Annotated in this window: 13 protein-coding genes; 7 read left to right on the top strand and 6 right to left on the bottom strand. The window is 60.0% G+C overall.

From position 1 onward, the window contains the following. Window positions 1-5 precede the first annotated feature (5 nt). Entirely contained in the window at window positions 6-1,514 is a 1,509-nt protein-coding gene (locus ACIQJ2_RS02080) for a DUF4153 domain-containing protein (protein ID WP_400666131.1), read from the bottom strand. 47 nt (window positions 1,515-1,561) lie between these two features. Between ACIQJ2_RS02080 and ACIQJ2_RS02075 the strand changes: the two genes are divergently transcribed. The 4 genes from ACIQJ2_RS02075 (at window position 1,562) to ACIQJ2_RS02060 (ending at window position 5,750) form a co-directional block, all read left to right on the top strand. After that, on the top strand, window positions 1,562-1,948 hold the full coding sequence (locus tag ACIQJ2_RS02075) for a hypothetical protein (protein WP_400666133.1): 387 nt from the start codon (window positions 1,562-1,564) through the stop codon (window positions 1,946-1,948). Window positions 1,949-2,230: 282 nt separating this feature from the next. Next, window positions 2,231-4,033, top strand: a complete 1,803-nt coding sequence (locus tag ACIQJ2_RS02070) for a diguanylate cyclase (protein ID WP_400666135.1) — start codon at window positions 2,231-2,233, stop codon at window positions 4,031-4,033. A 90-nt stretch (window positions 4,034-4,123) separates the two neighbouring features. Continuing rightward, complete coding sequence (locus ACIQJ2_RS02065; RefSeq protein WP_400666137.1) at window positions 4,124-5,188, top strand: serine hydrolase domain-containing protein; 1,065 nt, start codon at window positions 4,124-4,126, stop codon at window positions 5,186-5,188. A gap of 4 nt (window positions 5,189-5,192) precedes the next feature. Then, window positions 5,193-5,750, top strand: coding sequence for a GNAT family N-acetyltransferase (locus tag ACIQJ2_RS02060; RefSeq protein ID WP_400666139.1), 558 nt, complete (start codon window positions 5,193-5,195; stop codon window positions 5,748-5,750). On the opposite strand, the gene ACIQJ2_RS02055 is transcribed toward ACIQJ2_RS02060, so the two are convergent. After that, window positions 5,751-6,581, bottom strand: coding sequence for an AraC family transcriptional regulator (locus tag ACIQJ2_RS02055; protein WP_400666141.1), 831 nt, complete (start codon window positions 6,579-6,581; stop codon window positions 5,751-5,753). 286 nt (window positions 6,582-6,867) lie between these two features. Here ACIQJ2_RS02055 and leuA point away from each other — a divergent pair, with 286 nt between their 5' ends. Next, window positions 6,868-8,541: a 2-isopropylmalate synthase gene (gene leuA / locus ACIQJ2_RS02050; RefSeq protein ID WP_199147609.1), complete on the top strand. Its 1,674-nt coding sequence runs from the start codon at window positions 6,868-6,870 to the stop codon at window positions 8,539-8,541. A 74-nt stretch (window positions 8,542-8,615) separates the two neighbouring features. Here the strand turns inward: leuA and ACIQJ2_RS02045 are convergent, their stop codons facing one another. The 4 genes from ACIQJ2_RS02045 to ACIQJ2_RS02030 all read right to left on the bottom strand — a co-directional run bounded on the left by ACIQJ2_RS02045 (window position 8,616) and on the right by ACIQJ2_RS02030 (window position 12,274). Continuing rightward, window positions 8,616-10,241: an SDR family NAD(P)-dependent oxidoreductase gene (locus ACIQJ2_RS02045; protein WP_400666143.1), complete on the bottom strand. Its 1,626-nt coding sequence runs from the start codon at window positions 10,239-10,241 to the stop codon at window positions 8,616-8,618. Beyond that, entirely contained in the window at window positions 10,238-10,657 is a 420-nt protein-coding gene (locus ACIQJ2_RS02040; protein WP_400666145.1) for a thiol-disulfide oxidoreductase DCC family protein, read from the bottom strand. The genes ACIQJ2_RS02045 and ACIQJ2_RS02040 overlap by 4 nt, the downstream gene beginning before the upstream one ends. 199 nt (window positions 10,658-10,856) lie before the next feature. Then, the gene (locus tag ACIQJ2_RS02035; RefSeq protein ID WP_199147611.1) at window positions 10,857-11,111 is read right to left on the bottom strand and encodes a GCG_CRPN prefix-to-repeats domain-containing protein; all 255 of its coding nucleotides are present in this window, start codon (window positions 11,109-11,111) and stop codon (window positions 10,857-10,859) included. Window positions 11,112-11,371: 260 nt separating this feature from the next. Continuing rightward, window positions 11,372-12,274, bottom strand: coding sequence for a phosphatase PAP2 family protein (locus ACIQJ2_RS02030; RefSeq protein WP_199147613.1), 903 nt, complete (start codon window positions 12,272-12,274; stop codon window positions 11,372-11,374). A gap of 291 nt (window positions 12,275-12,565) precedes the next feature. On the opposite strand from ACIQJ2_RS02030, the gene ACIQJ2_RS02025 reads away from it, so the two are divergent. Next, window positions 12,566-13,519, top strand: coding sequence for a GAF domain-containing protein (locus ACIQJ2_RS02025; RefSeq protein WP_199147615.1), 954 nt, complete (start codon window positions 12,566-12,568; stop codon window positions 13,517-13,519). Between the two features lie 156 nt (window positions 13,520-13,675). After that, a complete protein-coding gene (gene adh / locus ACIQJ2_RS02020) occupies window positions 13,676-15,184 on the top strand; it encodes an aldehyde dehydrogenase (protein WP_184703254.1) in 1,509 nt (502 codons plus the stop codon). Window positions 15,185-15,249 lie beyond the last annotated feature (65 nt).

Genomic DNA, 15,249 nt, shown 5'->3' with positions numbered 1-15,249 from the left:
CTGATTCACCCGTTCGTTTTCTTCGTTTCCGCCTCGTCTTGCAAGAGTTGCCTCTTCTTGAGGTAGGCGTCGAGGCGTGCGGTCCTATATGTCCAGCTTCGCCAATCATGCGAGCGTTCGACATGCCGCCAGAAAAGCGCTTCGCGTATCCCGCGGACGGCTGTGTTGGCGGGCATTGATGCCAGATAGGTGTCGAGCGCGGGTATGCTCGCCGGCCCGAGCGTTGCGAGATAGTAAGCATCGAGAGGAATGCCTTCGCCCGATATTTCGCGGCTGTGGGCGACGTTGAAACGGGCGATGAAGGCGGGGATATCGATCAATGCGGCGGCATAGAGCGTGATGACCAGCGTCGCGGAGCTGAGCGCAATGAGCCATTCATTGGAACGGTGCAAGAGAATACGCAGGAGGATTAGGAAGAGGCCGATTGCGACAAGGCCCATCCAAATGCCAGCCGCAACGCGCAGCTCGGTCAGCGAATAGACTTCGACATAGAGCTCGAGCCGCAGAATTGAGGAGAGGCATAGCAGGATGTTCTGCGCGATCCACAGATGCACGAGGCCACGCAGCAGCCTGCTTTTGTCCCCAGGTCCATTCCGGCGCATCGCCGCCAACACGAAGACTGCGGCCAGGAGGGCGGTCACCATCAACGGATAGGCGCCGCGATGGACATATTCGGCATGGCTCATGCCGTCTGGCAGGCTTGCTCCGCCCCATAGATAGGCAAGATCAAGCAGGGTCTCTACGGTAAACAGCGCATTGAATACGACGAGCGAGCGCAGCAAAGCGGTGCGGCCGAAAACGCCGTCTTCGAGCGCCGGGGAGTCGTCCGCAATCTTCTGCTGGCGAGGACGGCGACGTTTTAGGTGCGGACGAAGCAAGAGGGATAGGCATAAGGCGACGAGGAGCCAAAAGCCCATGCGCCAGACACTCAATATCTGCAGGAGGAAGGTGAGGTCGATGCTGCGCAGCGTCTTGTCGATCAGAGGATTGGCCATGGCAAAGAGAGCCAGGAAACCGGCGGCAAAACCCAGCGGCACGATCCAACCGCGCAGGTGATGCCAGGCGCTTTGCGACGATGGCGTCTGCAGCCTCCTCAGCCGGCGATGGCTTGATTGCCGGAAGGGCCGCAGCGGCGCACCCAGGAAGAGACGGAGCAGGACGAGCGGTAAACGGGTCCATTGTCGAGGAATAAGACCGGCAGCCCCGAGCGAGGCGCAGCAAAGGCCGAGCAGGCCGACGATGATGCCCATCCATGATGCGGTTTCGACAAGCGGCGCCGATGCCAGGAGGCCAAAAGCCAGAAGGGCTGAAATTCTCGGCATGGATATCGGTCTTCTGGAACACATCAATAGACCGACGACGACGATGTTGGCGAAAAGAAAGAAATTGAGACCCGGATTCCTGTCGAAGAGCAGTATGTCGGCGACTATGACGAGAGTGATCAATATCAGTGGTTTGCGATTGGAGTTGCTTGCGGGTTTCGTCGAAAGGGCAGGCGCATCCGAGAGGCTCATCGGCATCGGCTCCGTGTTGTTCGTTCGACTCTCATAAAGGGGATGATTTGAGCGCCCTCGGCAGGCCGCACAATTTGAGGGAGATAATCGTCCACCAACCACCAGCTTTCCTTGAGAAGGCTGGAAGGCAAGCGAGCGGGCGGGGTGATGGTTTCTTCGGGCGCTTTGTTCATGGCGCCATGGTGGCGCGCGCCTTTGCAGAAACCGTGCAGAGCGCGAGGAGCTATTCAGGAAAATCAGGACGGCTTTCAAGCCGGAACGTCGTGATTGCCTGTGCCGCCGTCAATATGGACAATAATTACGGACGGCGAATGCAATTATGGCGGAGATTGATTTCAGACCCGCGAGGACGACGCCTCGAAATGAGGCAGTCACTTGTGGAAGTTAAGTTTGCGTTTGCCAATTTGCGTTCCACTTATGGATTGCAGGTCTGAAAATCGATTTGTTGACCGCGCTGTCGTACTCACCCCTGACGACAGCCGGGAGTCCCGGTGTCAGCCTTCGGCCGAAACCGGGATTCTCGTCAGTGGAATACAAGAGTGATGCCTTGGTGCAGCATATGGCGATAGGTCAGCACAAGGAGAGTCGTCTAAAATCGACCGAAAAGCCCTTCTCCACGGCCTGTTTGCCTTTATCCTGAGCGACGGATGTCTTAACTGGGGGCAGCAAAGCAAGCGGTTGGGCATCCGAGAGCCAGTCGCAGAGGAAATCGGCAGATGAGAATTACGACAATTACGAATTGGGCCTACGGTATAACCGTGGTCCTGACCGTGCTGTCCGCTGCAGCTTTCATTCTGTCGGCTCGAAGCGCCACGCAGGAGCGACAGGCGGTCGAGCAGCACCTTTTGCTGAGCAGCATGGGGGAGGAGCTTGCGCTTGGCGCCGAGGAGACCACGGACGAAGCCCGCCTCTATGTCATGCGTGGCGAAGCGCGGCATCTCGAAGCTTTCACCGTCGATGAGGGCGAAGAGCGCCGGCGCGATACTGCAATCAATACGCTGCGCGGCCTTGGCCTTCCCGACGGCGAGTTGCAGATCGTCGAACAAGTCGTCAGCGATGCGGAGGCCCTGGACAAGATTGAAGAGGCTGCGATTGCGACCTATCGCGGCGGTAATCAGTCGGGCGCGCGCGACACGCTGTTCGGCCCGGAGCATGAGCGTCTTCAGACGGCCCTTCTCAACGATGTCAGCCAATTCCGTTCCCTGGCGACGGCGCGCACCGAGGCCGCGGTCCACAGCGCTCAGGCGCGCAGCGACCTTTGGGGCGATGCAGCCAAGATCATGCTTGCCCTGACGGCAGTGATATTTCTCGGTGTGCTGTACTTCATTCTTCGGCGCAGGGTCGCGCTGCCGCTGGTCAGGATGACAGGTGTCGTCAATCGTCTTGCGCGGCAGGATTATGCCGTCGAGTTGCCTATCGAGCGTAGGCGCGACGAGATCGGCGAGATGAACGACGCGATCCAGATTTTCCGGGAGAACGGCCTCGAACGAAACAGGCTGGATGCCGAGCGCAAGCGAGATCTGCAGACAAAGGACTACATCCTGCAGATGATGCATCGCCTGCAGGCCTGCTACGCTCAAAATGAGCTGGCGGAGGTCGTCGCACTTTTCGTGCCGCAAATCTTCCCAGGCATTGCCGGCAGCCTCTATACGATGAACGAGAGCAGATCAGCGCTGACGGAGGTCAGTCGATGGCTGGACCCAGCACATACGCAGCCTTCGTTTCCGGCAACGGCGTGCTGGGGGCTGCGCCGCGGGCGCCCGCACGTGAGCCATGTTGCGGACAATGATATAGCCTGCCAGCATCTGGACGAGTCTGGAGTTCCGGGTCTTTGTGTTCCCTTGACCGCGCTCGGCGAAGCGATCGGGCTTCTCTATTTCGAAGATCGTACCAAGGATGCGACAGCGGTCGACGCGCCGCAGCTCTATCTTGAGCTGATCGCCGAAAATATCGGTCTCGCCATCGCCAATCTGCAGCTGCGTGACAAGCTTGTAAATCTTGCCGTACGCGACGCGCTGACCGGCCTTTTCAATCGGCGCTCCCTGGATGAAACCCTGAACAATCTTCACAGGGATCAGTCCGCGCAAAAGGTCATCTGCATGATGATCGATATCGATCACTTCAAACGCTTCAACGACGAGTTCGGCCATGATGCCGGCGATGAGGTTCTGCGCCATGTCGCACAGATTGTTTCCGATACCGTTGGCGGTATCGGGACGGTCTACCGTTTCGGTGGAGAGGAACTCACGGTCATTGCAACCGACATGTCGGACGAGCAGGGTTTCGATATTGCCGAAAAGCTCCGCACAAGCGTCTTTACGACGCCCTTTTCCTATCGCGGCCGCATCGTCGGCCCGCTTTCCATCTCCGTCGGCGTCGCTTCATCCCCAGTATCGGGGCCGACGACGACGCTGATCAATCGTGCCGATGGCGCCTTGCTCCAGGCCAAGCTGAACGGTCGCAACAAAACGGTCGCGGCCTTTGCCATGGGAGCGGAGGGAGAATTGAAACACGGGTAGAGCTGGTTTTGCCGAGCCGGTTTGTGGCCTTGCTGGATGCGCGCTTCGATTGTAGGCTGTGAAAAGTTCGCATAGCGGAGGCGCGAATTCATGGCCGGAACGCAGGGTAAAGCATCATTGGTGCCGGACGGGGAAGCCATGGGTTTCGACCCCGCGCTTCGACGCAAGTTTGCGGCTGGTATAGAGGCCGGCCTGTTGCGTGATTTGCATGTGGCGCTTGCTGCCCGTTCCGGGCAGGTATTTCTCGAACATTACGGCACCGGCCCCGATGTGGATTGGGGGACCCCTCTCGGTGAGATCGCTTTTGGCGCAGATACGCTGCATGATCTCCGTTCCGTAACGAAGAGCGTCGTCAGCCTTCTTTACGGGATCGCTTTGGACAGGGGATTGGTGCCCTCACTGGATGCATCGCTTTACGAGCAGTTCCCCGAATACGACGATTTGGTCAAGGATCCTGCGCGCGCGGGGATCACCATCAGCCACGCGCTGACGATGACGCTTGGGACGGATTGGGACGAAAACCGTCCCTATAACGACCCGCTGAACAGCGAAATAGCGATGGAGAACGCAGGGGATCGCTATCGTTTCGTTCTGGAGCGCCCGATCGTTGCGGAACCCGGAACACGCTGGATTTATTCGGGTGGTAGCGTCGCGCTGGTCGGTGCCATCATCGAGCGTGGCACTGGCAAGCGATTGCCCGATTTCGCGCAGGAGGTTCTTTTCGCGCCGCTGGATATTGCGAAGTTTAACTGGTCGGCCGGGCATGACGGCGTGGCGTCGGCGGCATCCGGATTGCGCCTGACTGCTCCCGATTTGCTGAAGATCGGCAGGCTGGTTGTCCAGAAGGGCATTTGGAACGGCCAAAGGATTGTCTCGGAAGATTGGGTTGCGCAATCGCTCGCGCCGGCGATATCGATCGAGGATGGTTTGGGCTACGGAAGGCTATGGTTCTCCGGCGACGCCCCGGCGCCTGCATTTGCCGATCCGCGCCCGTGGTATGCGGGTTTCGGCAATGGCGGCCAGCGGCTGTGGTTGATGCCCGATGCCGGAATTGTCGCTGTCGTCTACTCCGGCAAGTATAATTTCTGGGATGCCTGGATCACGCCTACGCGTGTCTGGCGGGAGATCATTCTTGCCAACTTCCTAAAGGCTTAAAGGCATGAGGATAGCTTGGCCGAACCGCAAATTCCCCGCACTCGTAACCGAGCGGCTGCGACTGCGCGAACCAATCATGGATGATCGAGACCGCTTCCACGCATTGATTTCGATTCCGGAAGTCACACGTTTCTCCAATTGGTATGACGCCCCGACAAAGGCGCAAATCGACCGCTCCCTGAAATGGATGTGCACAATCTTCCCCAAAGGAACAGGATGCACCTGGTTTATCGAAGATAGAGGCTCCAGCGATCTGCTCGGGGCTATCCGGTTTAACCGATTTGACAGGCGCGCCAGCTGTGCCGAGCTGGGATACGAACTGCATCCCTCGGCCTGGGGCAAAGGGCTGATGAGCGAGGCGGCGCGAGCCGTTGTCCAATGCGGTTTCGACGATTTTTTGCTGAACCGCATCGAGGCCTGGACCTTGCCCGGAAACGGGGGCTCCGATCGGGTTCTTGAGAAAGCGGGGTTCCGGTATGAGGGCACGCTTCGCCAGAAGGCGCGATTCAAGGGTGCTTTCCACGATTTTCGCATGTTCGGCTGCCTAGCCGGCGATCGGTAGCTATTGTCCGTCCACCATATCCATATTTTCCCCTGCCGCAGGGAAAACGGATCGGAAGTAATTGCGCGGCGAACGGCCGAGCGATCGGCGGAACATGGCTGAGAAGGCGCTTGGGCTGTCATAGCCGCATTCCAGAGCGACATCGAGGATGCTTCTGCCTTCCGCGAGCAGCGTCAGCGCCTTCAACATCCGCGCCTGCTGACGCCATCGACCGAAGCTCAGACCGGTTTCCCGCTGAAACAGCCGCATGAGCGTGGCGCGGCTCATGTGCAGCGCCACCGCCGCTTCCTCGATCGAGATCGTTCTTGCAAGATCGCTACGCATCATCTCGCAGAAGGCCGCAAGCGCCTGATGTCGCGGCAACGGCAGATTGAGCGGCTGTGCCGGCAGAAAGGTCAACTCCAGCAGCAATAGGCGAATGACTGCCTGTACCATGTCCCGGCGATCCGGTTTTTCCGCGAGGCTCACCAGCCTGAGAATGAGCTCGCGCAGCAGCGGGGTGACTTCCACCACCATGCACTCATTCGGCAGGGCGGCATTGCCCTCGACATCGATCAACAGCGAGCGAAACTGAACATTCGTGTGGCTTGCGGTCGCATGCTCAAGATTGGGCGGCAGCCACACCGCGCGACTTGGGGGCACCACCCAGGTGCCGCTATCCGTTGTCAAGGATATCACACCGTCGACGGCGTAGAGCAGTTGTGCCTGTCGGTGGCTATGCCTTGGGCCGGAGAAACGGTGCTGATCGTGTGCGATGACGGCAATGCCTTCGGCAACATTGGCGCCATGCTGCAGGTAGGTTTGATCCTTTTGCGACGATAATTGATCCATAGGCGCGAGACTATCAGAGTTGGCGGCGGTAGCCTATGGGTCCTTTCAAGCAGGACCATATCGTCAGGTGTTCATCCCTTCCCGCAATTTGCATGGATCCGAGTGGCAGCGTTCCGCAGCCGTCGCACCCTTGCATCTGCTGGCGAGCCAGGCTGACATGTCCGTTCGTGAGCTTCTTTCCGTTGCGCTTCGACTTAGCGGCGGTCGTCGGGACTGACGGCTTCCCGGCGACCGTAGGCCGCTGTCCGCTTTTCTCCAAGAATACCGATACGCAACGGAACGGATCATGTTGACGAACCCCGAAACCAAATATCGCCCCTTTGTTTCCCCCATCGAATTGCCCGACCGAAAATGGCCGAGCAGGCGGCTCGCCATGGCGCCGCGCTGGCTCTCCACGGATTTGCGAGACGGCAATCAAGCGCTTGCCAATCCGATGGATGTCGAACGCAAGCTGCGCTTCTATGACATGCTGATCGCTTGCGGCTTCAAGGAGATCGAGGTCGCATTTCCATCGGCCTCACAGATCGAATTCGATTTTGTCCGGGCGCTGATCGAGCAGGGTCGCATCCCCGAGGACGTGACGATACAGGTGCTGACCCAGTCTCGTGCCGATCTCATCGCACGTACATTCGAATCCCTGGTTGGCGCTCGCAAGGCCATCGTTCACCTCTATAATGCGACGGCACCGCTCTTCCGGCGTGTGGTCTTCGGCATGGAGCGGCATGAGATCGTCGACCTCGCCGTCAGCGGCGTCACCGCGATGCTGGAGGAGAGCCGCAAGCAGCCGGAGACCGACTGGACCTTCGAATATTCGCCGGAGACCTTCTGCTTCACCGAGCCGGATTTCGCTCTGGAAATCTGCGAGCGCGTGCTCGATGTCTGGCAGCCGACAGCAGAACGCCCGGCCATCCTCAATCTGCCGGCGACGGTCGAAGTCGCAATGCCCAACGTCTATGCCGACCAGATCGAATGGTTCTGCCGCAATATTTCCCGGCGCGATGCCGTCATTATCAGCGTCCACCCGCATAATGATCGAGGCACGGCCGTCGCCTCGGCCGAACAGGCTCTCCTGGCCGGTGCCGATCGTGTCGAAGGTTGCCTTTTCGGCAACGGCGAACGCACCGGCAATGTCGATCTGGTGACGTTGGCCCTGAATCTCTACACGCAGGGTATCGATCCTGGCCTCTCCTTCCCGTCCATCCGCGATGTGGTCAGGACGGTGGAGTATTGCAACGGGTTGCCCGTTCATCCGCGCCATCCCTATGCGGGCGAACTGGTGCACACAGCCTTTTCCGGTTCGCATCAGGATGCCATACGCAAGGGATTTGCCGCGCATGAGCGACGCAACGACGGCGTGTGGGAAATGCCCTATCTGCCCGTCGATCCCGCCGATATCGGTGAGAGTTATGAGGCCGTCATTCGCGTCAACAGTCAGTCCGGCAAGGGTGGCGTCGCCTGGGTGATCGAACAGGACAAGGGCCTGAAGTTACCGCGTGCCATGCAGGTCGATTTCAGCAGGCGCGTGCAGCTTCTCGCCGACAGTACCAAGCGTGAGCTGATGGCGGAGGATATCTGGAAGGAATTCGTGCGCGCCTATCATGTCGATGATGGCGAAAGCTTCGAACTTGTCGAATATGAGGGTGGCTTCCGCCGAGGGTTGGGCGCGGACCGTGTGTTTACCGGCCGCATTCGACATCGGGGCCAGGATGTTGCGGTCACCGGGCGCGGCAACGGCCTCGTCTCGGCGACCCTCTCTGCGATCGCTGACGCATTTGGTGTGACGCTCAACGTCATGGATTATCAGGAGCATGCGCTTCGTCGGGGAACGGATGCAAAGGCGGCCGCCTATCTGCAATGCGTGCGGCCGGATGGCAGGCAGGTCTTTGGCGTAGGTATCGATGAAGATGTTGCCGCAGCAACGGTCAAAGCTGTCCTCAGCGCGGCAAGCGCGACCAGCTAGTCATCCAGAACACCTCGCCACCGGCAGCCAGATCGGCCGGTGGCGATTGGCAATTATCGAAAACATGGAGAGGGTCAGCCAAGTGACCGCAGCCAGCCGCGATAATGCACGACCAAGCCGACAAGTGGGAGGGCGATCGAAACATCGAAGTGAAAGCGTTCGTCCGCCGACCATTCATAGGCGGTGCTGCGTGGCGCGAGAGCGAGCGGGAGCCGAACGCCGAAAAAGGACCAGCCGCGTATCTCCATGCTGAGGCCGTTGTCGCGCGGCAGCAGATCGAATGCGAACCGGAAAGGGCCGAAGCGCTCGACGAGATGGCCGTTCTGCTCACTCAGATGGCTGGAAAAGCGTCGACCGGAAAAGTCCCGGGTCCATCGCTCGATGCCGTTTTCTTCCTCGAAGGAGACGTGCAGGGGGTGATGGCCAGCCGGCGGAAATCCGAATATGCCGGCAACCAGACGAGCCATGAAAGTGCGACCGCGGCTGACCATAGCTTCGCCCTTGGCGCCGCCGTCCCCGAAGACTGCGCGCATGGCCCGGACTGGTTCCGACAGGCGCGCAAAGGTGATGCCCATGACGCGCTGATAGAGCGGCTTGTAGATTTTTTCGCTGATTTCCTGGCTGATGGCCAAGCCCCGGAACAGGTCTTGAAATCCGGCAAGTCGCAGCAGACCGCCAGCATGATAAGCACCACGCGGAAGGCGTCCGTCAGCCAAGGCGCGGGCTAATAGCTGGGCGGGTAGAGCCGGGATTTCCACACCGTCACCGTCTTCGGCGATGAGCGTCCAACGGCGGCTTAACATCGTCTCTTTCGAAATTCCCTTCACCCTCAAAGTCATGGCGGATCGCCTGGTACCGAGCTGCGCGGTCAAGCCTTGGAGAGGCAGCAGCGCGCGGCTTGCCTTCCTCAGCGACGGCAGCCAGCCCCAAACCACTGGCCAGGATAGCAGCCAAAGCGCCAGCGTCTGGAAGGCGAACTCGGGCCCTGCCCGGAAGATGACGCTCGGTTTGCCTTTCACGCCGTCGACCAGGAGATCATGATCCGGCACGTCGGCAAGTGCGACCAGTCGCTGCAAATCGCGCTTGCCGGCGATGGTGTAGCGCTCGCGTTTCAGCATGTGCCAGCCGATCATCTCCTGCCAACGCCGGCCATGCCAAAGCCGCACCGGTTTGCCGACATAGCTGAGGATTGCAGAGGCGACCGATGTCCCTGCCGTTGCGCGGTTGGAGGCGCTGATCGACATCTCGATCGAGCGAACTTCGCTCATGTCGTGCGTAAGTTCGGCGACGACGGCACCGGACAGGGCAGGGACGCTCGATGCTCCGGAGATGATTGTGACGCCCGCAGCATGAGCCTGGTCGTCCAGCGGGCTGATCGCGCCAACGAAATCGCGCGCATCGGCGAGGTCGATATAGTGGACACCCGCTGCAATGCAGGCTCGGGCGACGCGATGGTCACTCTGTTGAAAGGGACCTGCGGCGTCGATGAGCAGAAAGGGCGCATGCTGCTTCAAGATGGGGATGAGATCGCCATTACGGTCTGCGCTGAGCCCGATTGCATGTGGCAACTGGCGGGCAAGCGTTTCCGCCGCATGGCGATTTCTCCCGGCGACCAGAACCTGAAAGCCGTCACTGGCCAGCCTTCGCGCGAGGCGGGAGCCGAAACCGCCATAGCCTCCAAGAACGAGAACCTTCTTCAAAGGATGCGATCCGCCTGTTCCGGCGTCGGCAGCCAGCAGGTCTCGCGTCGGCCAAAAAAGCGGTAGCGGTTGCGGGCCAGCCAGCGATAGGCGGGATCTCGCAGCGCGCGGGGAACCAGGCTCAGCCAGGAGAATGCCTTCCAGGGCCAGCCAAGGCCGGCATAGATCGAGAGCACCGCGTCGCTGTCCCGCAACACAGTCGTGCCATCCACGATGATCATACTATCCGGATTGGCGGGATCGATACCGCAGCGTCGATAGAGTTCGGCTCCCGTTTCGTTCTGCATCGAGGTGAGGCGGAAGCGGCCCTGGCGATCGTGCGTCAGCACGAATTGTGCATTGGCCGAGCATAAGACGCACATGGCATCGAACACGATGATGGGACCGTGATGGTCAATGTCGTTGCTGTCGCTCATGCGCGAGGTCACGCTCGTTATCGCTGGTTCGACCGACAGCTTTGCCCGGTTGTGAACCGGGCGTCAATTGCAGACCAACGCGTGCAAGGCAACGCTGGTCTGCAGGGTATGCAAGACAGATCCCGGTAAGAGCCGATCGTCAGGTCGGCGCCGTGGTTGCATTCGACCCGATCATAGGAGCCGGGTCGAATGTCATGTCTCAGCGGTAGCGCCAGCCATCATGCCAGCGCTCGCGGTGTACCCAATAGCGGTGTCCGTCCCAATAGCCGCGGCCGGGGTAAAAGATGCCAACGGCGGGACCGGCTGGGACGACGACAACGGGCCGTCCATTCGGGCGGCAATAGCCATAGGGACCGCGATGGAAGCCGACGCCGCATCCGTCGCGGGCTTCGGCTGGTGAAATGGCGGCAACGCAGGCTGCTGCTGCCAAGGCAAGCAAAGTGAGCTTTCTCATGATGTACTCTCTTCCTGAAGAAACTGATTGTTATCCCTTCAAGGCTTGAACGAGGCAGATCGGCAAATCCGTCGGCCTGCGCGCAGGAAATTTGAATTCGAACGGAAGGGCGCCAAAGGGAGCGCGGCTAGGTCGGGGTGGGCTTGTCGGTGGCGAGGGTGCAATCGTATTCGATTGGCAATCTCAGCGTGCCAATCGCCGGATGACGGGCTCTTTCGTCAGGCGCACGGAATGCAAGGGGTCACGCTGCGCGTGGCTGGTCAGGGCTGTGTTTCCAATGCCCGGGAGGGAAGTGTCGGCTTCAATGCGCAGGCTTTCTGCGCTTTGGTATTCCGCGTCAACCGGCGGCGCAGCAGTGTACGCAAGATCATCAGGACGGCCTTATATCGTTCGCCGGGGCAGAGATGACCGTCGGAAGCGTAGGTAAACAGCAGTCGCCGGCGAGCAAAGGCATGGGCCAGCGATAGGGCGAACGCCACACCGACGCCCCAGCCCATGAGGGTATCGCTCGCCCAATGGGCGCCTACCCACTGTCGCGAGAGACAGATCAGTACGCCGGCGGATATGAAAATCGGGCGCAGACGCGGGAAAACGAGAGCCAGCGACATTGCCATTGCGCCTGCGGTTGCCGAATGCCCGGATGGGAACGATGCGAAGTCCGCATGGAAGGCGAAGGGCCGAAAAGAAAAGGCGCCGTTCGTGTCCAGAAGCTCGGGGCGCGCGCGGCCGATGGAGTTCTTGAGAAGCGAGTCGACGATGCCGCCGCCGGCAACCGACAGGAAGATGAAGGCTGCCGCGGTCGCAACGAGATCGGCTCCAGTACGGGCCGATTTGCGCAGCCTGTGTGCCGGCATGAGCGCGCCGAATATCAGAAAGGCGCCGCTGAATGACAGAACGAGAAGGCCGGTGCCGAAGCTGCTTATCCACTTGGCTGTTCCGCGCAGCTGCTCAGGAAAAGACTTCATCCAGACCCCGAGCGGGTAGTCCGCTGTCTTCATGACGAGCAAAGACAAAACGAAGAAGATGAGGAGAATAGCGATCGGGCGCTCAAGCAGGGGACGGTTGGCCGGGGGAGCGAGCGCCGGGGTTTCGAAAAACCGGCGAATGCCGTTGACCAGACGAGTGCGGCAGGTGTCGGCCGTGCCGATCAGCGCTTGTTTCATCGGGTCAAACCCCTATGCGCGCAAAAGGGCGACTTCCCTTTGCGGGCAAAATGCTCACCGATGAACCTGGCATTCATGAAACTAGGCCTCAAGCTCCGTCTTGTCGTTTCGTTGCTGGTACAACAAGACGCTGACAGCCGCCTGAAAGGGGCGAAGCCCCCGAATCTAAGGCCTGAACGGGGAGGAGGCTCCGTCCCCTTGAGAATGCGAGAAGGCGAAAGAACCGATGAAGGATTGCCTTGGCCTATTTTTTTAGCGACAATTGCTTTCGCGTTCGGTGGGAGGAGCCAGATGCACCAATATTCCGCGCATGCGGATCAGGTCTACGCGTCGGCACAGTCGGCGGCGGCGAGTTCGTCCGTTGCCGCCTCCTGGCGTCGTTGCATGGTCATGCATCGTCTCGCTCCTGAAGAAAAGCGCCTGCCGATGCGGCTGAGCGGGCAGGAGTTTGCCGCCGCCGTCGAGCGCTCCGAGCGGCTGATTGCCGAAGCGACCAATGAATTGGATCGCCTCTTCCTCGCTGTCGGGAAGGCGGGTTGCTGCCTATTGCTGACCGACCGGGATGGCATTGCGCTCGAGCGTCGCGGGGCGGCCGGCGACGACAAAGAGTTTCGCGACCTCGGCCTTTGGACAGGCTCGGTCTGGACTGAGGCAAGCGTCGGGACGAACGGCATCGGAACCGCATTGGCGGATGATCGAGCCGTAGCGATTTTCCGCGATCAGCACTTCCTTTGCGCCAACATCGACTTGAGCTGCACGACGGCGCCGATCCGGGATCATCGCGGGCAACTGGCCGGCGCTCTGGATATTTCTACCTGCCGCGATGACGTCAACGATGCGACCCTTACGATCCTGTCGCAAACTGTTCGTGATGCGGCCGTGCGCATCGAACTCAATCTGTTCAGGAGTGCCTTCGCTGGCGCACGTTTCATTATGGTTCCAACGGATACGGCGTCCACTTCGGCGCTGCTGGCCGTCGACCGCAACGATCTGGTGCTTGGAGCAACGAAGGCCGCACGTCTCGCATTGAAGCTGGACGATTATCGTATTGAAGCCGGAATTCCCGCTTCTGACGTGCTGCGTGAGCAGCAGGGGGAGGCGGGCGAGGATTTGCTGGAGGCCGAACGCGCTGCATTGCTAAGGGCACTTTCTCGCGCCAACGGCAATGTCTCCCAGGCGGCAACCGCGCTCGGCATGAGCCGCTCGACGCTCCATCGGAAGATGAAGCGGCTCAATCTGCATTGACATGGTCACAAAGCGCTTTTGACTGAGGCAGCTGTCGCAGTGTTGCGACACTGTGCGCTGCAGCATCGCTGCACGCCACTATCGTTCGCGAGAGGACGGACGCAGATTTCTCCCATTGGGTTCGCTTAGCGGACCGGCCGACCAAGGGAGGATGGCATGCTGCATCAAAAGATCGTCGAATCTCCGTTCAAGCTGAAATACGGCAACTATATTGGTGGCGAGTGGCGCGAACCGATCGCCGGGAAATATTTCGACAATCTGACGCCGATCACCGGCGGCAAGATCTGCGAGATACCGCGCTCCGACGAGAAGGATATCAACGCTGCGCTCGATGCCGCCCATGCGGCCAAGGATAAATGGGGCAAGACCTCGACCACCGAGCGTTCCAATATCCTGATGAAGATCGCACAGCGCATGGAAGACAAGCTGGAGATCCTGGCGCAGGCGGAGAGCTGGGACAACGGTAAGCCGATCCGCGAGACCATGGCAGCCGATATTCCGCTCGCCATCGACCACTTCCGCTATTTCGCCTCCTGCATCCGGGCGCAGGAAGGCTCGATCGGCGAGATCGACCACGATACCGTCGCCTATCACTTCCATGAGCCGCTCGGCGTCGTCGGCCAGATCATTCCCTGGAATTTCCCGATCCTGATGGCCGCCTGGAAGCTGGCACCGGCGCTTGCCGCCGGCAATTGCGTCGTCATCAAACCTGCCGAGCAGACGCCGGCTTCACTGCTCGTCTGGGCGGAACTGGTTGGCGATCTCCTGCCGCCAGGCGTCCTCAATATTGTCAACGGCTTTGGCCTTGAGGCCGGCAAGCCGCTCGCGACCAGCCCGCGCATCGCCAAAATCGCCTTCACCGGCGAGACGACGACAGGCCGGCTGATCATGCAATATGCCAGCCAGAACTTGATCCCCGTCACACTCGAGCTCGGCGGCAAATCGCCGAATATCTTCTTTGCCGATGTGGCGGCCGAAGATGACGATTTCTTCGACAAGGCGTTGGAAGGCTTTGCGATGTTTGCCCTCAACCAGGGTGAGGTCTGCACATGCCCGAGCCGCGCGCTCATTCAGGAGTCGGTCTACGACCGCTTCATGGAAAGGGCCATCAAGCGCGTAGAAGCGATCAAGCAGGGCAACCCGCTCGACTCGGCAACCATGATCGGTGCGCAAGCATCGAGCGAGCAGATGGAGAAGATCCTCTCCTATCTCGACATTGGCCGGCAGGAAGGCGCCGAAGTTCTGACGGGCGGCGCGCGCGCCGATCTTGGTGGTGAATTGGCAAGCGGCTACTACATCAAGCCGACGATCTTCAAAGGCCATAACAAGATGCGCATCTTCCAGGAGGAGATCTTTGGTCCGGTCGTATCGGTCACGACTTTCAAGGACGAGAAGGAAGCGCTCGAAATCGCCAATGACACGCTCTATGGCCTCGGAGCCGGTGTGTGGACCCGCGACGGCAACCGCGCCTATCGCTTCGGCCGTGAGATCCAGGCGGGGCGCGTCTGGACGAATTGCTACCACGCCTACCCGGCGCACGCGGCCTTCGGCGGCTACAAGCAGTCCGGCATTGGACGCGAGAACCACAAGATGATGCTCGATCACTACCAGCAGACCAAGAACATGCTGGTGAGCTATAGCCCGAAGGCGCTCGGCTTCTTCTGAGACCTCCCAACCAAGCCAGTGAGGCTCCCGGCTGCGGCCGGGAGCCTTCGTGCGTTACGATCAAC

This window comes from Rhizobium sp. NPDC092011 (genome assembly GCF_044756305.1).
Taxonomy (GTDB): Bacteria; Pseudomonadota; Alphaproteobacteria; order Rhizobiales; family Rhizobiaceae; genus Rhizobium.
Note: the sequence above shows the minus strand (reverse complement) of the source record. Positions and strands in the feature narration are given on the sequence as shown.